The organism is Streptomyces sp. NBC_00287 (genome assembly GCF_036173105.1).
Classification (GTDB): Bacteria; Actinomycetota; Actinomycetes; order Streptomycetales; family Streptomycetaceae; genus Streptomyces.
Map to the genome: position 1 here is coordinate 5,434,212 of NZ_CP108053.1, position 18,928 is coordinate 5,453,139.

At 70.1% G+C, this 18,928-nt stretch carries 19 protein-coding genes; 15 read left to right on the forward strand and 4 right to left on the reverse strand.

What is annotated here, in order from left to right; genetic code table 11:
* Nucleotides 1-115: 115 nt before the first annotated feature.
* The 5 genes from OHT76_RS24765 to OHT76_RS24785 all read left to right on the forward strand — a co-directional run bounded on the left by OHT76_RS24765 (nucleotide 116) and on the right by OHT76_RS24785 (nucleotide 5,358).
* Nucleotides 116-1,198, forward strand: coding sequence for an LLM class flavin-dependent oxidoreductase (locus OHT76_RS24765; protein ID WP_328873055.1), 1,083 nt, complete (start codon nucleotides 116-118; stop codon nucleotides 1,196-1,198).
* Complete coding sequence (locus OHT76_RS24770; RefSeq protein ID WP_328873056.1) at nucleotides 1,195-1,779, forward strand: FMN reductase; 585 nt, start codon at nucleotides 1,195-1,197, stop codon at nucleotides 1,777-1,779. Before OHT76_RS24765 ends, OHT76_RS24770 begins: the two co-directional genes overlap by 4 nt.
* 73 nt (nucleotides 1,780-1,852) lie before the next feature.
* Nucleotides 1,853-2,572 (forward strand): response regulator transcription factor, encoded by a 720-nt coding sequence (locus OHT76_RS24775; protein ID WP_328873057.1) that lies wholly within the window; start codon nucleotides 1,853-1,855, stop codon nucleotides 2,570-2,572.
* The gene (locus tag OHT76_RS24780; RefSeq protein WP_328873058.1) at nucleotides 2,573-3,985 is read left to right on the forward strand and encodes a sensor histidine kinase; all 1,413 of its coding nucleotides are present in this window, start codon (nucleotides 2,573-2,575) and stop codon (nucleotides 3,983-3,985) included.
* A 110-nt stretch (nucleotides 3,986-4,095) separates the two neighbouring features.
* Complete coding sequence (locus tag OHT76_RS24785; protein ID WP_328873059.1) at nucleotides 4,096-5,358, forward strand: ArgE/DapE family deacylase; 1,263 nt, start codon at nucleotides 4,096-4,098, stop codon at nucleotides 5,356-5,358.
* A 42-nt stretch (nucleotides 5,359-5,400) separates the two neighbouring features.
* On the opposite strand, the gene OHT76_RS24790 is transcribed toward OHT76_RS24785, so the two are convergent.
* Nucleotides 5,401-6,966 carry a carbohydrate-binding protein gene (locus OHT76_RS24790; protein WP_328873060.1) on the reverse strand — a complete coding sequence of 522 codons (1,566 nt, stop codon included), beginning with the start codon at nucleotides 6,964-6,966 and terminating at the stop codon, nucleotides 5,401-5,403.
* A 180-nt stretch (nucleotides 6,967-7,146) separates the two neighbouring features.
* On the opposite strand from OHT76_RS24790, the gene OHT76_RS24795 reads away from it, so the two are divergent.
* Together OHT76_RS24795 and OHT76_RS24800 are read left to right on the forward strand one after the other, a co-directional pair.
* Nucleotides 7,147-7,770 (forward strand): hypothetical protein, encoded by a 624-nt coding sequence (locus OHT76_RS24795; RefSeq protein WP_328873061.1) that lies wholly within the window; start codon nucleotides 7,147-7,149, stop codon nucleotides 7,768-7,770.
* A gap of 138 nt (nucleotides 7,771-7,908) precedes the next feature.
* The gene (locus OHT76_RS24800) at nucleotides 7,909-8,526 is read left to right on the forward strand and encodes a sigma-70 family RNA polymerase sigma factor (protein ID WP_328873062.1); all 618 of its coding nucleotides are present in this window, start codon (nucleotides 7,909-7,911) and stop codon (nucleotides 8,524-8,526) included.
* Between the two features lie 18 nt (nucleotides 8,527-8,544).
* On the opposite strand, the gene OHT76_RS24805 is transcribed toward OHT76_RS24800, so the two are convergent.
* Together OHT76_RS24805 and OHT76_RS24810 are read right to left on the reverse strand one after the other, a co-directional pair.
* Nucleotides 8,545-9,387, reverse strand: a complete 843-nt coding sequence (locus OHT76_RS24805; protein WP_328873063.1) for a YhjD/YihY/BrkB family envelope integrity protein — start codon at nucleotides 9,385-9,387, stop codon at nucleotides 8,545-8,547.
* A 35-nt stretch (nucleotides 9,388-9,422) separates the two neighbouring features.
* Nucleotides 9,423-9,911, reverse strand: a complete 489-nt coding sequence (locus OHT76_RS24810) for an FxLYD domain-containing protein (RefSeq protein ID WP_328873064.1) — start codon at nucleotides 9,909-9,911, stop codon at nucleotides 9,423-9,425.
* 421 nt (nucleotides 9,912-10,332) lie between these two features.
* Between OHT76_RS24810 and OHT76_RS24815 the strand changes: the two genes are divergently transcribed.
* Genes OHT76_RS24815 through OHT76_RS24825 form a run of 3 tightly spaced genes read left to right on the forward strand, consistent with a single transcriptional unit; the run spans nucleotide 10,333 to nucleotide 13,248 of the window.
* Nucleotides 10,333-12,192 (forward strand): glycoside hydrolase family 15 protein, encoded by a 1,860-nt coding sequence (locus OHT76_RS24815; RefSeq protein WP_328873065.1) that lies wholly within the window; start codon nucleotides 10,333-10,335, stop codon nucleotides 12,190-12,192.
* A 28-nt stretch (nucleotides 12,193-12,220) separates the two neighbouring features.
* Nucleotides 12,221-12,556: an ArsR/SmtB family transcription factor gene (locus tag OHT76_RS24820; RefSeq protein WP_328873066.1), complete on the forward strand. Its 336-nt coding sequence runs from the start codon at nucleotides 12,221-12,223 to the stop codon at nucleotides 12,554-12,556.
* Complete coding sequence (locus OHT76_RS24825) at nucleotides 12,556-13,248, forward strand: cation transporter (RefSeq protein ID WP_328873067.1); 693 nt, start codon at nucleotides 12,556-12,558, stop codon at nucleotides 13,246-13,248. Before OHT76_RS24820 ends, OHT76_RS24825 begins: the two co-directional genes overlap by 1 nt.
* Here OHT76_RS24825 and OHT76_RS24830 read toward each other — a convergent pair.
* The gene (locus OHT76_RS24830) at nucleotides 13,245-13,853 is read right to left on the reverse strand and encodes a hypothetical protein (RefSeq protein ID WP_315886321.1); all 609 of its coding nucleotides are present in this window, start codon (nucleotides 13,851-13,853) and stop codon (nucleotides 13,245-13,247) included. The two genes, OHT76_RS24825 and OHT76_RS24830, sit on opposite strands and share 4 nt — an antisense overlap.
* 282 nt (nucleotides 13,854-14,135) lie before the next feature.
* Here OHT76_RS24830 and hemL point away from each other — a divergent pair, with 282 nt between their 5' ends.
* The 5 genes from hemL (at nucleotide 14,136) to OHT76_RS24855 (ending at nucleotide 18,926) form a co-directional block, all read left to right on the forward strand.
* On the forward strand, nucleotides 14,136-15,455 hold the full coding sequence (hemL, locus tag OHT76_RS24835) for a glutamate-1-semialdehyde 2,1-aminomutase (RefSeq protein ID WP_328873068.1): 1,320 nt from the start codon (nucleotides 14,136-14,138) through the stop codon (nucleotides 15,453-15,455).
* Complete coding sequence (locus OHT76_RS24840) at nucleotides 15,452-16,135, forward strand: histidine phosphatase family protein (RefSeq protein ID WP_328873069.1); 684 nt, start codon at nucleotides 15,452-15,454, stop codon at nucleotides 16,133-16,135. The genes hemL and OHT76_RS24840 overlap by 4 nt, the downstream gene beginning before the upstream one ends.
* A gap of 120 nt (nucleotides 16,136-16,255) precedes the next feature.
* Nucleotides 16,256-17,494, forward strand: a complete 1,239-nt coding sequence (locus OHT76_RS24845; protein ID WP_328873070.1) for a hypothetical protein — start codon at nucleotides 16,256-16,258, stop codon at nucleotides 17,492-17,494.
* Nucleotides 17,495-17,560: 66 nt separating this feature from the next.
* Entirely contained in the window at nucleotides 17,561-18,151 is a 591-nt protein-coding gene (locus tag OHT76_RS24850) for a TlpA family protein disulfide reductase (protein ID WP_328873071.1), read from the forward strand.
* Between the two features lies 1 nt (nucleotide 18,152).
* Nucleotides 18,153-18,926, forward strand: coding sequence for a cytochrome c biogenesis CcdA family protein (locus OHT76_RS24855; RefSeq protein ID WP_328873072.1), 774 nt, complete (start codon nucleotides 18,153-18,155; stop codon nucleotides 18,924-18,926).
* Nucleotides 18,927-18,928: the final 2 nt, after the last annotated feature.

Here is an 18,928-nt window from a genome sequence, read left to right on the forward strand (position 1 = left end):
CCCGGAGGGTCGCGCGGGCGTCAAATGGATTAGGGGAGGTCCTGCGGAATAGGGGAGGCCCGCCTGCCGTTCAGCGGTATAGTTGAACGGTCAACAACCTGGAGGGTGAGCGACCATGCAGTTCGGGATCTTCAGCGTCGGCGACGTCACGCCGGACCCCACCACGGGCCGGACGCCGACCGAGCGGGAGCGCATCAAGGCCATGGTCGCCATCGCGCTGAAGGCCGAGGAGGTCGGCCTGGACGTCTTCGCGACCGGTGAGCACCACAACCCGCCGTTCGTGCCGTCGTCGCCGACCACGATGCTCGGCTACATCGCGGCGCGGACGGAGCGGCTGATCCTCTCCACCTCCACCACGCTGATCACCACCAACGACCCGGTGAAGATCGCCGAGGACTTCGCGATGCTCCAGCACCTGGCCGACGGCCGGGTGGACCTGATGATGGGCCGCGGCAACACCGGCCCGGTCTACCCCTGGTTCGGGCAGGACATCCGGCAGGGCATCAACCTCGCCGTCGAGAACTACGCCCTGGTCCACCGGCTGTGGCGCGAGGACGTCGTGAACTGGGAGGGGAAGTTCCGCACCCCGCTGCAGGGCTTCACCTCCACGCCGCGGCCCCTGGACGGCGTACCGCCGTTCGTCTGGCACGGCTCCATCCGCTCGCCGGAGATCGCCGAGCAGGCGGCCTACTACGGCGACGGGTTCTTCCACAACAACATCTTCTGGCCGGCCGACCACACCAAGCGGATGGTCGAGCTGTACCGGGCCCGGTACGCCCACTACGGGCACGGCACGCCCGAGCAGGCGATCGTCGGGCTCGGCGGCCAGGTGTTCATGCGCCGCAACTCGCAGGACGCGGTGCGGGAGTTCCGGCCGTACTTCGACAACGCGCCGGTCTACGGGCACGGGCCCTCCCTGGAGGACTTCACGGAGCAGACCCCGCTGACCGTCGGCTCGCCGCAGCAGGTGATCGAGAAGACCCTGTCCTTCCGCGAGTACGCCGGTGACTACCAGCGCCAGCTGTTCCTGATGGACCACGCCGGGCTGCCGCTGAAGACCGTGTTGGAACAGCTCGATCTGCTCGGCGAGGAGGTCGTGCCGGTGCTGCGCAAGGAGTTCGCCAAGGGCCGTCCGGCCGATGTTCCGGAGGCTCCCACCCACGCTTCCCTGCTGTCTCGGAAGGAGACCCTCGTATGAAGCTCGTCGTCGTCTCTGCGGGGCTGAGTGTCCCGTCCTCCACCCGGCTGCTCGGCGACCGGCTGGCCGCCGCGGCCGCCGGGCGGACCGGGGCCGAGATCGAGGTCGTGGAGCTGCGCGACCTCGCGGTGGAGATCGCGCACAACTTCACCAACGGTTTCGCGGGCCGGAAGCTGGCCGCCGCGCAGGATGCGGTCACGGGGGCCGACGGGCTGATCGTGGTCACGCCGGTGTTCTCGGCGTCGTACAGCGGACTGTTCAAGTCGTTCTTCGACGTCCTGGAGCCGGAGGCGCTCGCCGGGAAGCCGGTGCTCATCGCCGCGACCGGCGGCACGGCCCGGCACTCCCTGGTCCTGGAACACGCCCTGCGCCCGCTCTTCGCGTATCTGAAGGCGGTGGTCGTCCCGACCGGGGTGTATGCGGCTTCGGAGGACTGGGGGGCCGAGGGTCTGGACGGGCGTATCGGGCGGGCGGCGGGGGAGCTGGCCGCGCTGATGAGTGGGCTGGGTGCAGCCAAGGCCGAGGAGGAGCGCTTCGTGCCCTTCGAGGAACAGCTCGCCGCGCTGCGGCCCACCGGGTGAGAGGCCAGTAAGAAGGACCCGGGGTGAGCTGCTCGTCACGTCGTACGACCGGCCGCCTTGGCACACTGGCGACGTGCCTCACACCGTTCTCCTCGCCGAAGACGACCGCGCCATCCGGCATGCCCTGGAGCGTGCCCTGACCCTGGAGGGCTACCGGGTCACCGCGGTCGCCGACGGCGTGGAGGCGCTGGCGCAGGCCCACACGGCACCGCCGGACGTGCTCGTCCTCGACGTGATGATGCCCGGCATCGACGGCCTCCAGGTCTGCCGGGTGCTGCGCGCCGAGGGTGACCGCACCCCCATCCTGATGCTGACGGCGCTCGTGGAGACCCAGGACCGCATCGCGGGTCTGGACGCGGGCGCCGACGACTATGTCGTGAAGCCCTTCGACGTGGAGGAGGTCTTCGCCCGGCTGCGGGCTCTGCTGCGCCGCACAGGGCAGGGCGAGATCGTCGACGTACCGAAGCAGGCGCCCTTGGAGCCCGAGCCCGAGCGGTCCCTGGAGGCGGCCGGGCTGCGGATGGACCCGCAGGCGCGCCGGGCCTGGCGCGGCGGGCGCGAACTGGAGCTGACGCGCACCGAGTTCGAGCTGCTGGAACTGCTGGTGCGCAACGCCGGGATCGTCCTCGACCACGCCACCATCTACGACCGCATCTGGGGCTACGACTTCGGCCCCGGCTCCAAGAACCTCGCCGTCTACGTCGGTTATCTGCGCCGCAAGCTCGACCAGCCCGGCGCCCCTCCGCTGATCCACACGGTGCGCGGCGTGGGTTACGTGCTCCGGGAGGACTGAGTGGGCCGCGTCGGGCGGCTGCTACGGCGCCCACGGCCGCGACTGGTCTCCCTGCGCACCACGTTCGCGGTGTCCTTCGCCGCGGTGACCGCCGCCGTCACCGTGCTCGTCGGCATCCTGTCCTACAGCGCCGCCGCCCGGCTGGTACGGGTGGACCAGCAGTCCGTGTTCGACGAGGTCGTCCAGGACGTGCGGGACGAGGTCAGCAACCGGCGGATGGAGCCGGTGGACTTCTCCTCCACCGCGCCCGGCCACGACCTGGTGCGCCCTGCCCGTACGGACGTACAGGTGCTGGGCCCGGACGGCTCGATCTACGACCCCGGCCGCCCCGGCCTTCCCGTCACCGGCTCCGACCGGCGGATCGCCGCGCAGCAGGTCTCCGGGCGCACGGTCGTGCACGCGGACGTCGATGTCGGCGACGACGTCTACCGCGTCGCCACCGTCTCGTTCGGCGGCGGGCGGGGAGCGGTGCAGATCGCGCAGGAGTTCAGCAACACCGAGGATCTGCTGCGGGCGCTTCAGCAGCGGACGTTGATCCTCATGTCCGCGGTGGTGGTCGGGGCCGGTCTGTTCGGCTGGTGGCTGGCCCGGCGCATCACCCGGCGGCTGATCGTCCTCACCTCCGCCGCGGAGGATGTCGCGCGGACGCGGCGGCTCGGCATCCAGGTGCCGGTGACCGGCTACGACGAGGTGGGGCGCCTCGGCCGCGCCTTCGACCGCATGCTGGGGCGACTCGCCCAGTCCGAGGAGGACCAGCGGCGCCTGGTGCAGGACGCGGGGCATGAACTGCGTACGCCGTTGACATCCCTGCGGACCAACATCTCCCTGCTGCGCCGTATCGACGAGTTCCCGCCGGAGACCCGCGCCGAGCTGGTCGCCGACCTCTCCCAGGAGGCACGTGAACTGACCGATCTCGTCAACGAGTTGGTGGATCTCGCGGCGGGACAGTCCGACTCGGAGCCACCGCAGCGGGTCGATCTCGCCGACATCGCGGAGGACGTGGCGGGGCTGGCCCAGCGGCGTACCGGGCGGCGGATCGTGGTGCGGGCCAGCGGGGACACGGCGACGGACGGGCGGCCGGGGATGCTTCAGCGGGCGATGTCGAATCTTGTGGAGAACGCGGCGAAGTTCGACCGGGGCGGGTCGGCGCCGATTGAGATCAATGTGGCGGGGCCTGCGGTGCACGGGACTGTTCGGGTGGAGGTGCTGGACCGGGGGCCGGGGATTACGGACGACGACCTTACGCATGTGTTCGATCGGTTCTATCGGGCAGCCGATGCGCGGTCCCTGCCGGGGTCGGGGCTGGGTTTGTCGATTGTGCGGGAGGTTGCGTTGGCGCATGGGGGTGCGACGTTCGCTGCGCGGCGGGCGGGGGGTGGGTCTGTTATCGGGTTCACGGTGGGGGGTGGCTGAGTGGCGTTGCCGGGTGCGGGTGTCTGTGGGTTGCTCGCGCCCACGCGGCGGTAGCCGCAGAGTCAACACAGCCCCGCGCCCCTGAAGGGGCGCTATTAGGCTCCGGCGTTATGTTGAGCCGTGAAGAGGGTGCCGCGCTTGCCGCGATCGATGACGCCGCCGTCGGCCGTACTTTGCTTGAGCTGATTGCGATACCCAGCGTCACCGGGAGCGCGGCCGAAGCTGAGATTCAGCATCATCTTGCTCGGCGGCTTGAACTTCTCGGTCTCGACGTCGACTTGTGGTCCATGGATCTGAATGATCTGCGCGCCGACCCCGACTTTCCCGGCTCCGAAGCCCCTCGGGACGAGGCCTGGGGGCTGGTCGGTGTGACCGCCGGCGAGGACGGGCCGACCCTCATCCTCCAGGGCCACGTCGATGTCGTACCCCCCGGAGACCTCGCCACCTGGGACGGCGATCCCTTTGTCCCCCGGGTCACCGGAGATCTCGTGCACGGCCGAGGCGCCTGTGACATGAAGGGTGGGCTGGTCGCGCACCTCGCCGCGCTTGCCGCGATACGGGCGGCCGGGGTTCGGTTGCGTGGGCGGGTCGCCGTGCACTTCGTCGTGGGGGAGGAGGACGGCGGGATCGGCGCCTTCGGGACCCTGCGGCGCGGGTACCGCGGTGACGCCTGTGTCATCACCGAGCCGACCGGCGGGAGTGTCATCACCGCCAACGCCGGTGCGTTGACCTTCCGAATCGCGGTGCCGGGGAAGTCGGCGCACGGCAGTTCGCGGGAGCAGGGCGTGAGCGCGATCGATGCGTACATGCCGTTGCATCGGGCGCTGGCCCGCCTCGAGACCGAGCGGAACAGGGACCCCGTACCGCTGATGGCCGAGTACCCGATCCCGTACGGCCTCTCCGTCGGCACCCTGCGCGCCGGTGACTGGGCGAGCAGCGTGCCCGATCTGCTGGTGGCCGAGGGGCGCCTCGGGGTGCGGCTGGGGGAGGAACCGGCCAGTGCACGAGAAGAGTTCGAGCGGTGCGTGGCGCAGGCGTGTGCGGAGGATCCGTGGTTGCGCGAGCATCCGGCTCAAGTGACCTGGCCCGGTGGGCAGTTCGCGAGCGGGGCGCTGCCGGACGGGCATCCGCTGGCGGACGTGGTGCGGGACGCGCGGGCCGACGCGGTCGGCGGCGCCCGCCCGAGGGTGCGGGGTGCGACGTATGGGAGTGATCTGCGGCTGTATGCCGGTGCCGGGATTCCTGCCTTGCAGTTCGGGCCCGGGGACATCGGGGTCGCGCACAGCGCTCGCGAGCAGGTGTCGGTGCGCGAAGTCGTCGACGCGGCGCGGACGTTGGTGCCCGTGATTCTGCGGACCGTCGGGGTGAGGTGAGCACCGGCGCCCGTGAGCGGGTCGGGCGCCGGTGCCGTCGGGTTACGGCGTGACCACCGTGCCGCCGAACGTCACCACCAGGCGGCCGTCCGAGGCGAAGGACCAGCCGAGGGCGCCGTCGTAGGAGGAGCAGCGGGAGCCGTTCGTGCCGGACCAGAACTGGTTGGAGGTGTCGGAGTTGCCGATGATCCGGTCGTTCGTGCCGCTGCTGCTGCGGCAGGAGGTGTTGTCGCGGAACACCGAGGTGCCCGCATCGAAGTTGAAGTTGCGCTCGGTGTTGTCGACGCTGACGTTGTTGGAGATCGTCATCGTGCCGGGATTGCTGTTGTAGGTGAACCCGTGCTTGCCGTTGTCGAAGGCGATGCTGCGCCGCACGATGTGGTTGATCGGCACGTCCTCGCCGCCCAACTTGTAGCCGTTGCGGTCGCCGTTGCCGGCCTGGGAGCCGTCGCTGAGGGTGCCGTTCTCGTAGGAGAGGGAGTCCTCGATGGTCACCGGGCCGATGGGGTCCTCGTCGGCGTAGGTGTAGAGGTCCCAGCCGTCGTCGATGTTGTTGTGGGCGACGGCGTAGCGGAAGACGTTGCCGGTGCCGCTGGTGAGTTTCGCGGCGAAGCCGTCCGCGTCCTCGCCGTCGGAGTCGGCGTTGTCGTGCGACTCGGCGCTCAGGATCAGGTTGTTGGACGGCCACTGGGCGGTCGGCGTGGTGGAGGTCATCCGGCCGAGCTGGAGCCCGGTGTCACGGTTGAAGCGGGTCACCGTGCGCTCGATGACGTTGTTGCTGCCGCCGACGAAGATGCCGTTGTCCCCGGCCCGTTCGACGATCAGACCCTTGATGTGCCAGTACGAGGCATTGAGCTGGAGCCCGCGGTTCGATGAACTCTCGGTCTGGGAAGAGAAGTTGAGCACCGGGGTCTCGCCCGGGTAGGCGGCCAGCGTGGTGCGGGCACTCGCGGTGCCGTTGTTGCCGGCCGGGATCGTGACCGTCGAGGCCTGGTTGTACGTCCCACCGCGCAGGTAGATGGTTCCGCCGGCGCTGATCCGGCTGATCGCCGAGGTGAGCGTGGTCGGCGCGGACTGGGTGCCGGCGGCGCTGTCGGTGCCGTTCGGGGCGACGTAGAGCGCGCTGCCGGTCGGCGGCGGGGTGTCGCCGGTGACGACGTCCACGTAGTCGAGGTTGGGCAGGCCGGCCGCGGTGGTCGGGCTGAGGCGGATGGTGTTGCTGCCCGCGTTCAGCGTCACGGTCAGCGTCTTGGTGACCCAGGTCGACCAGGCGCCGGTGCCCTCGAAGGACGGGGTCTGCACGGTGGTGCCGTTGACGATCAGGCTCGCCGGACGGGCCGTGGTGGTGCCGTTGGCGAAGCGGAGGTTCAGGGTCGCGGTGCCTGCGGTGGCCGCGTTCACGGTGAACTGGGCGTAGGCGCCAATGGCGTTGGTGCCGTTGCAGAAGCCGCTGCCGGAGTACCCGGCCCAGTCGGAGTCGATGGTGCCGGTGCAGACGGCGGCCTCGGCCTCGTACCGGGTGGTCGCGGCCTGCGCCGGGTTGCCGGACAGCGAGACCAGCGCACCGGCCAGCAGTGCGGCGCACGCGAGGGCGGGTCTCAGGTGCATCGGGTGCCTCCAGAGCCTTGGGGGTAAGCGCTTTCTCCCGGAAGCTTGTGTGTGGTGTTGTGTGCGCGTCAATATCCGTGTACTTGATTTTTATTCATGGACATGAACGCGTGAACCGATCGGAGGCGAAAGTCGTACCCACGCCTGACGGACCATGCCCGGATGCGAGGATGAGGCGCCATGACAGCAGGGTGGTGGACTCGCACGATCAGGGCCGCGGTGTTCGCGGCCGTCTGTGTGCTGCTCGCCGCCCTGGGCCACGTCCTGATGTCCGGCAGCCATGTGCCCGCGTGGGCGCTGGCCGCCGGGGTGGTCGCGACGAGTGCTGTCGGCTGGATGCTGGCCGGCCGTGAGCGGGGGCTGCCCCTGATCGTGACGGTCGTGGTGGCCGCGCAGACAGGTCTGCACTCGGCGTTCTCCCGGGCGCAGTCGACGCCCGCGACGGATATGGGCGCCGGGCACATGCACTCCATGGACGCCATGGATATGAGCCACATGGATCATGGCGCCTCGATGACGGCGGCGGCCGATTCCTCGTCCTCCTTCGGCATGCTCGCCGCCCACCTGCTCGCCGCCCTGCTGTGCGGCCTGTGGCTGGCATACGGCGAGAAGGCCGCGTTCCGCATCCTGCGGGCGGTGGCCGGATGGCTGGCCGCACCGCTGCGGCTCCTGCTCGACCTGCCCGTACCCCAGGAACGTCCGCGCCTACGTCCGGACCGAAGCCGTCCGCACCGGGTGCCGCGTCTCCTTCTCGTCCATGCGATCACCTCTCGGGGTCCGCCGGTGGGGCTCGCTGTCGCCTGACGACAGCCGGCGCTGACGGCCGTACTGGCCGTATCCCCACTTCACTCACCGGGTCGCGGACCGCCGCGCCTGTCTGTGCCGTGTCCTCGCGTGCCGCACGTCTGCGGTCCGGACTCCGGACGACCCGAAGGACATCAGGTGATCGCTCCTGCCCTGCCGAAACCGGCGGCGTCCCACAGATCCACCTCCCCCTCCCTGGATGAGTCGATAACCGCGTGGGCGCTCGCCGCCCGGGCCGGTGACACGGTCGCGGTCGAGCACTTCGTGCGCGCGCTGCACCGCGATGTGCTGCGCTTCGTCGCCCACCTGTGCGCCGATCCCCAGGCTGTGGACGACCTCGCGCAGGACACGTTCCTGCGTGCGCTCGGCAGCCTGCACCGGTTCGAGGGCCGTTCCTCAGCCCGCTCCTGGCTGCTCGCCATCGCCCGCCGCGCGGTGATCGACAGCTACCGGTGCGCGTCCGCGCGGCCGCGCCTGTCCGACGTACCCGACTGGCAAGTGGCCGTGGAGAACGCCCAGCCGCGAGGCCTGCCCGGGTTCGACGACGGTGTCGTCCTGCTCGATCTGCTGGCCTCACTGCCCGACGAGCGCCGGGAGGCCTTCGTGCTCACCCAACTGCTCGGACTGCCGTACGCCGAGGCCGCCGAGGTGAGCGACTGTCCGGTCGGCACCGTGCGTTCGCGCGTGGCGCGGGCGCGGGCGACGCTGCTGGATCTGCTGGACGAGACGGAGGAGGGTGCGCTGCAGGCGGCGTGAAGCCGGAGTAACGGCACCCTACTCACCGGTGGCGCGGTCCCTCGTCAGGAGCCGGTTCAGCGGCGGCTCCTCCGCCAGGACCGCGCCGATGGTCACCGAGAAGGTGGCCGCGGCGCACACCACGATCAGCCAGGACAGCACGGTCAGGACCAGGCCGAAGGAGCCGTACTCCTCCAGGGCGCGGTTGAGCGCGTTGGGGACGTAGAGCCGGGCGGTCAGGGCGAGGGCGGTCGTGGAGGCAGCGGTCAGGATCGCGCCGGGCAGCAGCGGCAGCCAGCCGACGCGGCCCGCCAGCAGCAGGCGCTGCGTCCACAGCCAGACCCCCGTGCTCACCACGAAGAGCACGGGGATGCCCAGCCACAGGCCGACGCCGAAGCCGCTGCGGATGGGGCCCTGGAACAGCACGAACAGCATCAGCACGAGGAGCCACGCGAACCACCGCCAGACCGCGATCCGGGTGCTCGCCCTCGGCAGCCGCCAGGCCCGTTCGCAGACCCGGGCCATGACCCGGCTGAAGCTGGTGGCGGAGACCAGCGCCACCACCACGCCGACGGCGCCGCTGGTCTCGCGCACGGTGTCGTCGGCGGAGCCCCCCAGGACCTGCTGCAACTCCGTATTGGCCTGTCCGCTCAGCCCGAACATCGCCTGCAGCGACTCCCTCAGCTGCTCGCGGACGCCGTGCGGGGTGAAGGCGGCGACGGCGAACAGCAGCGGTACGGCGGCCAGGAACGCCTGGGCGGCGAGTCTGGTCCCCGCGTCCAGGAGGTTCGCGGACAGCAGTCGGCTCGTCAGCTCGCTCAGGACGGGCAGGCGCTCCTCGGCGCGGGCGCGCAGACGCTGGATCCGCGCCGTCCACGCCATGCCGCCTCCCGCGCTGGTGCGTCGCCGCCGTCGGTTCAGTACCGCAGTGCCGTGCCGACCTCCGCCTTCACGCTGCCGGCGAGCTTGTGCGTGCTGCGTGCCGTCCCCGTGCCCTCGGAGTTGGCGGCCACGTCGGAGATGGTCACCACGACCATGTCGATGAGGTTCCCGTCCTCGTCCCGGAACTCGACCTGTACGGCGAAGGACTTCGGGTCGCCCGCCGTGTTCCGCGCCGTCACGGTGACCGTGGTCCGTCCGTCGTCGTCCGTCCCCGGTTCGCCCAGCTTCACCTCGTCCTTGGCGTCGACGCCCCCCTTGATCGACTCCAGTGCCTCCCCGGCCTTCGCGGCGGCCGAGGCGACGGCCTCGGAGCCCTGGGAGGCCAGGGAGGAGGCCGCGGAGGCCGCCCTGCTCGCGGCGTCCGAACCGGCGCCGTTGTCGTCGTCCGTACAGCCGCTCGCGCCCGCGGCGAGCACCGTCGCCAGCAGGGCCGTCGCAGCGGCTCGCGTCACCTGTCCAGCCATGCCGTCTCCTGCGTGTTCCGGGTCGACCGTCAACTCAGTGAAGCGCCGCCGGGCAGCGGCCGCACGCCCAGGCGACCGGGGGTGCCGGTGATTCACGCCAACAGCCCCCGCGGCGCCCATCACCCGAACGGCTCGGCCCCCATGGCCGGGCGTCGGCGGGGCGCGGAGGGTCGAGACGTACGGAGCCGTCCGCCGGACGCGGACCGGAAGGTCGAGGCGTACGAAGCCGTCCGCCGGACGCGGACCGGAAGGTCGGGGCGTACGAAGCCGTCCGCCGGACGCGGACCGGAAGGTCGGGGCGTACGGAGCCGTACGCCGGACACGGACCGGAGGGTCGAGACGTAAGGGGCCGACCGCCGGCCAAGAACCGGAGTCGCGACGTACGAAGCCGTCCGCCGGACAAGGACCCGAGGGGATCACCATGCGGCGCTACCCGCCCATCGCGGACCACGGAATGATCGGCGACCTCCAGACCGCCGCCCTCGTCTCCTCCGACGGCGTCATCAACTGGTTCTGCGCACCGCGCTTCGACTCGCCCAGTCTCTTCGCGGCCCTGCTCGATCACGACCGCGCCGGACACTTCGCGATCACCGTGGAAGGCGAGCACGTGACGACCCGCCAGCTCTACCTGGCCGACACCGCCGTACTCGTCACCCGCTTCCTCACCCCCGACGGAGTCGGCGAAGTGGTCGACTTCATGCCCGTCGACCGCCCGGAGACGGCAACCGACCGTCACCAGCTGGTCAGGGTGATGCGGGTGACGCGGGGCCGGGTCCGCTTCTCGCTCACCTGCCGCCCCCGCTTCGACTACGCCCGCGCCGACCACCGCCTCACCCTGCACGAGGACATGGCCCACTTCTCCGGCCCCGGCACCGAGGCCTTCCTCCAGGCGGCGGGACCGGTGTCCCTGCAACCGGACGGCCAGGACGTACGCGCCTTCGTGGAGCTGGACCAGGGACAGCTGGCGGCGACGGTCCTGACGGTGTGCGCGGCGGGCGGCGAACCGCCACCGTCGCCGACGCCCGACAGCGTCCGTACGCAGTTCGAGAACACGTACTCCTTCTGGCACCGCTGGGTCCGCGGCAGCCGCTACCGGGGCCGCTGGCTGGAGACGGTCAACCGGTCCGCGATCACGCTGAAGCTGCTCACCTACGCCCCCACCGGCGCCCCCATCGCCGCCGCGACGGCGGGCCTGCCCGAGCAGCTCGGCGGCGAGCGGAACTGGGACTACCGCTACACCTGGGTCCGGGACGCCTCCCTGTCCCTGCACGCCCTGTTCGGCCTCGGCTTCAGCGAGGAGGCCCACGCCTTCCGGAGCTGGATCGGCGACCGGCTGCGCGAGGGCCGTACGGTCACCGGTGAGCCGCTGCAGATCATGTACCGCATCGACGGCGACCCCCATCTCGCCGAGGAGACACTCGGCCACCTGGAGGGCTACCGCGGCTCCGCGCCCGTCCGGATCGGCAACGGCGCCGCCGACCAGCTCCAACTCGACATCTACGGCGAGGCGGTGCACGCCCTCACCCACACCGAGGATCTCGCCCACCACATGGGGTACGACGGCTGGCGGGGCCTCGCCGAGGTGCTCGACTGGCTGGTGGAGAACTGGGACCGCCCCGACGAGGGCATCTGGGAGACCCGGGGCGGCCGACAGGACTTCACCTACAGCCGGCTGATGTGCTGGGCGGCCTTCGACCGCGGCATCCGCGTCGCCCGCGAGCTGGCCCGCCCCGCCGACCTGGCGAGCTGGATCACCGCCCGCGACGCCGTCTTCGGGCAGATCATGGACCGCGGCTGGAGCGAGCGGCGCCAGGCGTTCGTCCAGCACTACGGCGGCGAAGTGCTGGACGCCTCACTGCTGTTGATGCCATCGGTCGGCTTCATCACGCCCCGCGATCCGCGCTGGCTGTCCACCCTCGACGCCATGGACACGGAACTGGTCTCCGACAGCCTGGTCTACCGCTACGACCCCGCCGCGTCCCCCGACGGTCTGCGCGGCAGCGAGGGCACCTTCTCGCTGTGCAGCTTCCTCTACGTCGACGCCCTCGCCCGCTCCGGCCGCCTCGACCAGGGCCGCTATGCCTTCGACAAGATGCTGACCTACGCCAACCATGTCGGCCTGTTCGGTGAGGAGGTCGGCCCCACCGGCGAACAACTGGGCAACTTCCCCCAGGCGTTCACCCACCTCGCCCTGATCACGGCGGCCCTGGCCCTGGACGAGGAGCTCGACCGCACCGGGCCCGCGGAGAGGATCAGGAATCCTGAGTACAGGATTTCCTGAATTCAGGATTCCCTGTACTGTCAATGATGTGCTGACCGTTGCCCCCGACATCGACGTGCTGGCCCGTTTTGGACGCGCGCTCGCCGATCCGATCCGCTGCCGCATCCTCCTCGCCCTGCGCAAGGCGCCCGCCTACCCGGCCGACCTGGCGGACGAGCTCGACGTCTCCCGGACCCGCCTCTCGAACCACCTCGCCTGCCTGCGCGACTGCGGACTGGTGGTCACCGCCCCGGACGGCCGCCGCACCCGGTACGAACTGGCCGACCCGCGACTCGGCCACGCCTTGGAGGACCTCCTCGCCGCGGTGGTCGCCGTCGAGTCGGACAAGCAGTGCCCCGGCGCCGAGACCGAGGACTGCTGCTGATGACGGCGATATCCCTGGGGCCGTCCCCGGCCCGCCGCGATGCGCTGGCCCGTCGGATACGGCTGCTGGTGGCCGCGACGATCACCTACAACGTCATCGAGGCCGCCGTAGCCCTCACCGCCGGCACTCTGGCCGCCTCGACCGCGCTGATCGGCTTCGGCCTGGACTCGGTCGTCGAGGTCTCCTCCGCCGCCGCGGTCGCCTGGCAGTTCTCCGCCCGCGACCACGCGGTCCGCGAGGCACGTGAGCGGACCACCCTGCGGATCATCGCGGTCTCGTTCTTCGCACTGGCCGCCTACGTCACCGCCGACGCCCTCCGCGCCCTGACCGGCACCACCGAGGCCGACCGCTCGATCCCCGGCATAGCGCTCGCCGCCCTCTCCCTGGCGGTCATGCCATTCCTGTCCGCGGCGCAACGCCGCACAGGCCGCGAACTGGGCTCCGCCTCAGCGGTAGCGGACTCCAAGCAGACCCTGCTCTGCACCTACCTGTCCGCGGTCCTCCTGCTCGGCCTACTCCTCAACGCCACCCTCGGCTGGTCCTGGGCCGACCCGATCGCCGCGCTGCTCATAGCCGCAATAGCCGCCAAGGAAGGCCGAGACGCCTGGCAGGGCAAGGGCTGCTGCGCCCCCATCACCGCGTCCGCCTCCACCGGAGAGCACGGCTGCGGCCCGGGCTGCTCCTGCTGCTAGGGCCACACCAGGCAGTACGGCTGATGCCCCGCCTCATGCAGCCGATGGCTGAAGTCCTGCCACTCATGCAGCAGTTGGTACACATTGAACGCGTCCCGTGGGCCCCCGCGGTCCGGGACCGTCGACCAGATGAAGGCTGCCGCGCCGACCGCTTCCTCGCCGATGCCGCGGAGGGGGTCGACGACCGTCATGGGGAGTTTGACGACCGCGTAGTCGGGGTGCAGGACGACCAGCTCGAGTGGGGGCACCTTGTGCAGGGGGACGCCCTCGATGCCCGTCAGTACCATCGCGGCCATCGTCTCCGGCTTGATCTTGGTGAACATGCCGTTCATGCCGAGCTCGTCGCCGCCGAGTTCCTCGGGGCGCATCGAGATCGGGACGCGGGCCGCGGTCGCGCCGTCCGGCGCGCCGAAGTACTTGTACGTCACCCCCACCCGACCACCATTCCTGCTCGCCGCCCGGATCCGCTCGGGATCCGTCTGTCCGCCGCTCTGTGCCTGCCGTGCTTCTGCCGTTTCCTCCGCGTCGCGCCGGTGCCTTCCCCGCCGGGCACGTCGAGGACCAAGGTCATCAGTCCCCTCGCCCAGTCCGCCACCGCGATGCATATCTCCACCCGACTGCTTTTCTAGGATGTGCGGCCCCCGCCGCGCAACCCGATCATCGTGTCAGTGACCTCCCCCACGGCCGCTCGCCGAAACGTGCGCTGAAACACCTGTCCGCAGGATCTTGTACCAGCCCCCAGTTTCGCAGATGACGGGGGAGAGGGGACTGGTTGTCGGGTCAGTAGAGAGCGGGCTCACGGGCCCGAGGGCCCCCTGGCCTACCCTGAGGAGGTCACTGACAAGCGGAGTCCGAGCAGTCGGAGAAGGTCGGAGAAGTCGCAGGACATGAGCTCACTGCCTTATTCATACGATGCGCCTGAGTCGCAGGCTCTGTTCGACCGTGCGGCGGCCGTCACGCCCGGCGGCGTGAACTCCCCGGTGCGCGCCTTCCGCGCCGTGGGCGGAACGCCCCGGTTCATGGTGTCCGGCAAGGGCGCGTATCTGACCGACGCCGACGGACGCGAGTACGTCGACCTCGTCTGCTCCTGGGGTCCCATGATCCTCGGGCACTCCCACCCGGAGGTCATCGCCGCCGTCCAGGACGCCGTCTCGCGCGGCACCTCCTTCGGTACGCCCGGGGAGGGGGAGGTGGCCCTCGCCGAGGAGATGGTCGCCCGGATCGACCCCCTCGAGCAGGTGCGGCTCGTCTCCAGCGGCACCGAGGCCACCATGTCGGCCATCCGGCTCGCCCGCGGCTTCACCCGGCGCACCAAGGTGATCAAGTTCGCCGGCTGCTACCACGGCCATGTCGACTCGCTGCTGGCCGCCGCCGGCTCCGGTGTCGCCACCTTCGCGCTGCCCGACACCCCGGGCGTCACTGGCGCCCAGGCCGGCGACACCATCGTGCTGCCGTACAACGACCTCGAAGCCGTGCACGAGGCCTTCCACCGGCACCCCGGGGAGATCGCCTGCGTGATCACCGAGGCCTCGCCGGGCAACATGGGCGTCGTACCGCCGCAGCCCGGCTTCAACCAGGGTCTGAAGGACGCCTGCCAGGCCAATGGCGCCCTCTACATCTCCGACGAGGTCATGACCGGCTTCCGCACCAGCCGCGCCGGCTGGTTCGGCATCGACGGGGTCGTCCCGGACCTGATGACCTTCGGCAAGGTCATGGGCGGCGGTTTCCCGGCCGCGGCCTTCGGCGGACGGGCGGACGTCATGGCGCACCTGGCGCCCGCCGGGCCCGTCTACCAGGCCGGCACCCTCTCCGGGAACCCGGTCGCCACGGCCGCTGGTCTCGCCCAGCTCCGGCTCCTCGACGACACCGCCTACGACAAGATCAACGCGGTCTCGGAGCAGATCCAGACCCTGGTCACCGAGGCGCTCACCAAGGAAGGCGTCGCGCACCGGCTGCAGACCGCCTCCAACATGTTCTCGGTGTTCTTCACGGACCGGCCCGTGCGCAACTACGAGGACGCCAAGGCGCAGGACTCCTTCCGCTTCACCGCCTTCTTCCACTCGCTGCTGGCGAACGGCGTCTATCTGCCGCCCTCCTCCTTCGAGTCCTGGTTCGTCTCCACCGCCCACGACGAGCGGGCCGTGCAGAAGATCGCCGACGCCCTTCCGGCGGCGGCCCGTGCGGCGGCGGAGGCGACGGCGGCATGAGCACCGACCTGGACTTCACCGTCGTCCACCTGATGCGGCACGGCGAGGTCGCCAACCCGGACGGCGTCCTCTACGGCCGTCTGCCCGGCTACCACCTCTCCGAACTCGGGCGCCGGATGGCCGACCGGGTCGCCGAGCACCTCGCGCCCCGCGATGTCACGTACGTCGTCTCCTCCCCGCTGGAGCGCGCGCAGGAGACCGCCACGCCGATCGCCAAGGCGCACGGCCTCGACCTCGCCACCGACGAGCGGCTCATCGAGGCCGACAACGTCTTCCAGGGCAAGACCTTCGGCGTCGGCGACGGGGCGCTGCGCCAGCCCGCCAACTGGAAGCACCTCATCAACCCCTTCAAGCCGTCCTGGGGTGAGCCGTACTTCGAGCAGGTCGTACGGATGATGGGGGCGCTGGATGCCGCGAAGGACCGCGCGCGCGGTCACGAGGCCGTGCTGGTCAGCCATCAGCTGCCGATCTGGATCGTGCGGTCCTACGTCGAGAAGCGCCGCCTGTGGCACGATCCGCGTCGCCGCGAGTGCACGCTGGCGTCCCTGACGTCGTTCACGTATCAGGGCGACAGGATCGTGTCGGTGGGCTACAGCGAGCCGGCGATCGATCTGGTCCCGGCTCATCTCCGCGCGGGGGCGAAGCCCGTCAAGGGCAAGGATAAGGCATTCGGGGCATAAGCCAACCCCCGTACCGTTTCATGACATTTGTTGCGAAACACATGTGATCCACAGGAACCTCCCCCTCCGTCACGTCCTCTGACTGGGTGACCACCAGAGAACGTGACGAACGGGGATGCAATGCGCACTCTCACCCGAAGAGGAGCACTCGGACTCGGCGTCGCCGGGGCCGCCGCGGTCGGACTCGCCGGCTGCGGCAACCTCGACCCGTCAGACGGGTCGACCCCCTCCGGAGGTTCCGCGGATCACCGCCCGGCCGGCTCCAAGCCGAAGCCGCGGGCCCGTGTCATCGGCGACGGCTCCACCTCGTACACCGGCAAGCAGCCGAAGCAGCCCGAGAAGCCCGTGCCGCTGGAACCCGGCCAGACCCCGCCCCAGTTCGTCGTCTTCTCCTGGGACGGCGCAGCGGAGGTCGGCAACGGCCTCTTCCCGCGCTTCCTCGACCTCGCCGAGGAACACGGCGCGCACATGACCTTCTTCCTCTCCGGGCTCTATCTGCTCCCGGAGAGCAAGAAGCGGCTCTACGACCCCCCGAACAACCTGCGCGGCGCCTCCGACATCGGCTACCTCACCGACGCGCACATCAAGGACACGCTGAAGAACGTCCACCGCGCCTGGCTCGACGGGCATGAGATCGGCACCCACTTCAACGGCCACTTCTGCGCCGGTTCCGGCTCGGTCGGCAACTGGACCCTCCAGCAGTGGCGCAGCGAGATCGACCAGGCGAAGTCGTTCGTGAAGGAGTGGCGGACGAATACCGGGTGGACCGAGCTGCCCTCGCTGCCCTTCGACTACGACAAGGAACTCGTCGGCGGTCGTACGCCCTGTCTGCTCGGCCAGGAGAACCTGCTGCCCGTCGCCCGTGACCTCGGCTGGCGCTACGACGCCTCCTCGCCCGGCGGCCGCCAGGTCTGGCCCACGAAGAAGGGCGGCCTGTGGGATCTGCCGCTCCAGCAGATACCTTTCCCCGGCCGCAGCTTCGAGGTCCTGTCGATGGACTACAACATGCTCGCCAACCAGTCCATCAACTCCACGAACGCCCCCGCCCACAACTACCCGGCCTGGCGCGAGCAGTCGGCCCAGGCGTACATATCTGGCTTCAAGCGGGCATACGAGACAAATCGCGCACCCTTCTTCGTCGGCAACCACTTCGAGCAGTGGAACGGCGGTATCTACATGGACGCCGTCGAGGAGGCCCTGAAGCACATCGCGCGGGAGAAGGAGAAGGGCGAGGACGTACGTCTGGTCTCCTTCCGGCAGTTCGTGGACTGGCTGGATGTGCAGTCGCCGGAGGTGCTGGACAAGTTGCGCACGCTGGAGGTCGGACAGGCGCCCGCAGAAGGCTGGAAGCGCTTCTGAAATGCGGGTTCTCACCTGCGAGGGGGGTGCGCAAGATCCTCGGAACGGACATGCGAAACTTTTCACATGAGTGCCGCCAGTCGCGCCCCCCTGACCCTCGCCGGTGCCGTCGTCACCGCGCTGCTGCTGTCCGCGTGCACCTCGGGCGGTAAGTCCGGGGGTTCGGGCGACACCGGTTTCGTCATGGGCGAGGACGGCATCGCGACCGTCAAGCTGGGGGAGCGGGACGCGGCCCCCGACCTGTCCGGCGACACCGTCGACGGCAAGCAGCTCGATGTCTCCAGCTACGGCGGCAAGGTCGTCGTACTGAACGTCTGGGGCTCCTGGTGTGCCCCCTGCCGCGCCGAGGCGCCGAGCTTCGAGAAGGTCTACCAGGACCTCAAGCCGGACGGTGTGCAGTTCGTCGGCATCAACACCCGCGACCCCAAGGCCGCGAGCGCCCTCGCTTTCGAGAAGGAGCAGGGCGTCACCTATCCGAGCCTGTACGACCCGACCGGCAAGCTGATGCTCCGCTTCGAGAAGGGCACGCTCAACCCGCAGGCGATCCCCTCCACCCTCGTCATCGACCGGGAGGGAAACATCGCGGCCCGCTCGCTGGCCCCGCTCAGCGAGGAGAAGCTGCGCAAGATGATCGCCCCGGTCCTCGCGGAGAAGTGACGTGAGCGCCCTCGCGACACTCGCCGCGGCCACGGATCCCAATCAGACGGTGCTCAACGGCGCCCTGCTGATCGCCCTGCCCATCGCGCTGCTCGGTGGTCTGGTCTCGTTCTTCTCTCCTTGCGTGCTGCCGCTGGTCCCCGGCTATCTGTCCTACGTCACCGGCGTCACCGGCACCGATCTCGCCGAGGCCCGGCGCGGCCGGATGGTCGCGGGCGCCTCCCTCTTCGTACTCGGCTTCACCGCGGTGTTCGTCTCCAGCGGGGCCCTGTTCGGGTACTTCGGCTACAACCTCCAGGAGCACAAGGACATCCTGTCCAAGGTGCTCGGCGTCCTCATGATCGCCATGGGTGTCTTCTTCATGGGCCTGATGCCCTGGATGACCCAGCGGGAGTTCCGCCTGCACAAGCGGCCCGTCAGCGGTCTGGTCGGCGCCCCCTTCCTCGGCGCGCTGTTCGGCATCGGCTGGACGCCCTGCATCGGCCCGACCCTCGCCTCCGTGCTCGCCCTGTCCTCGCAGCAGTCGAGCGCGGGCCGGGGCGCCATACTGACCGTCGCCTACTGCCTCGGCCTCGGTCTGCCCTTCGTGCTCGCCGCCGTCGCCTTCCGCAAGGCGCTCGGTGCCTTCGGCTGGGTCAAGCGCCACTATGTCTGGGTGATGCGGATCGGCGGCACGATGATGATCGCGACCGGTCTGCTGCTGCTGACCGGCGCCTGGGACAGCCTGGTGTCGGAGATGCAGACCTGGTCCAACGGCTTCACTGTGGGGATCTGACC

Excerpts from the sequence above, each read along its gene's own strand:
- OHT76_RS24850 (WP_328873071.1), top strand. The coding sequence starts at position 17,561 with ATGAGTGCCGCCAGTCGCGCCCCCCTGACCCTCGCCGGTGCCGTCGTC.
- OHT76_RS24815 (WP_328873065.1), top strand. The coding sequence starts at position 10,333 with ATGCGGCGCTACCCGCCCATCGCGGACCACGGAATGATCGGCGACCTC.
- hemL (WP_328873068.1), top strand. The coding sequence starts at position 14,136 with ATGAGCTCACTGCCTTATTCATACGATGCGCCTGAGTCGCAGGCTCTG.
- OHT76_RS24795 (WP_328873061.1), top strand. The coding sequence starts at position 7,147 with ATGACAGCAGGGTGGTGGACTCGCACGATCAGGGCCGCGGTGTTCGCG.
- OHT76_RS24825 (WP_328873067.1), top strand. The coding sequence starts at position 12,556 with ATGACGGCGATATCCCTGGGGCCGTCCCCGGCCCGCCGCGATGCGCTG.
- OHT76_RS24770 (WP_328873056.1), top strand. The coding sequence starts at position 1,195 with ATGAAGCTCGTCGTCGTCTCTGCGGGGCTGAGTGTCCCGTCCTCCACC.
- OHT76_RS24805 (WP_328873063.1), bottom strand. The coding sequence starts at position 9,387 with ATGGCGTGGACGGCGCGGATCCAGCGTCTGCGCGCCCGCGCCGAGGAG.
- OHT76_RS24785 (WP_328873059.1), top strand. The coding sequence starts at position 4,096 with ATGTTGAGCCGTGAAGAGGGTGCCGCGCTTGCCGCGATCGATGACGCC.
- OHT76_RS24840 (WP_328873069.1), top strand. The coding sequence starts at position 15,452 with ATGAGCACCGACCTGGACTTCACCGTCGTCCACCTGATGCGGCACGGC.
- OHT76_RS24810 (WP_328873064.1), bottom strand. The coding sequence starts at position 9,911 with ATGGCTGGACAGGTGACGCGAGCCGCTGCGACGGCCCTGCTGGCGACG.
- OHT76_RS24765 (WP_328873055.1), top strand. The coding sequence starts at position 116 with ATGCAGTTCGGGATCTTCAGCGTCGGCGACGTCACGCCGGACCCCACC.
- OHT76_RS24830 (WP_315886321.1), bottom strand. The coding sequence starts at position 13,853 with ATGCATCGCGGTGGCGGACTGGGCGAGGGGACTGATGACCTTGGTCCT.
- OHT76_RS24845 (WP_328873070.1), top strand. The coding sequence starts at position 16,256 with ATGCGCACTCTCACCCGAAGAGGAGCACTCGGACTCGGCGTCGCCGGG.
- OHT76_RS24790 (WP_328873060.1), bottom strand. The coding sequence starts at position 6,966 with ATGCACCTGAGACCCGCCCTCGCGTGCGCCGCACTGCTGGCCGGTGCG.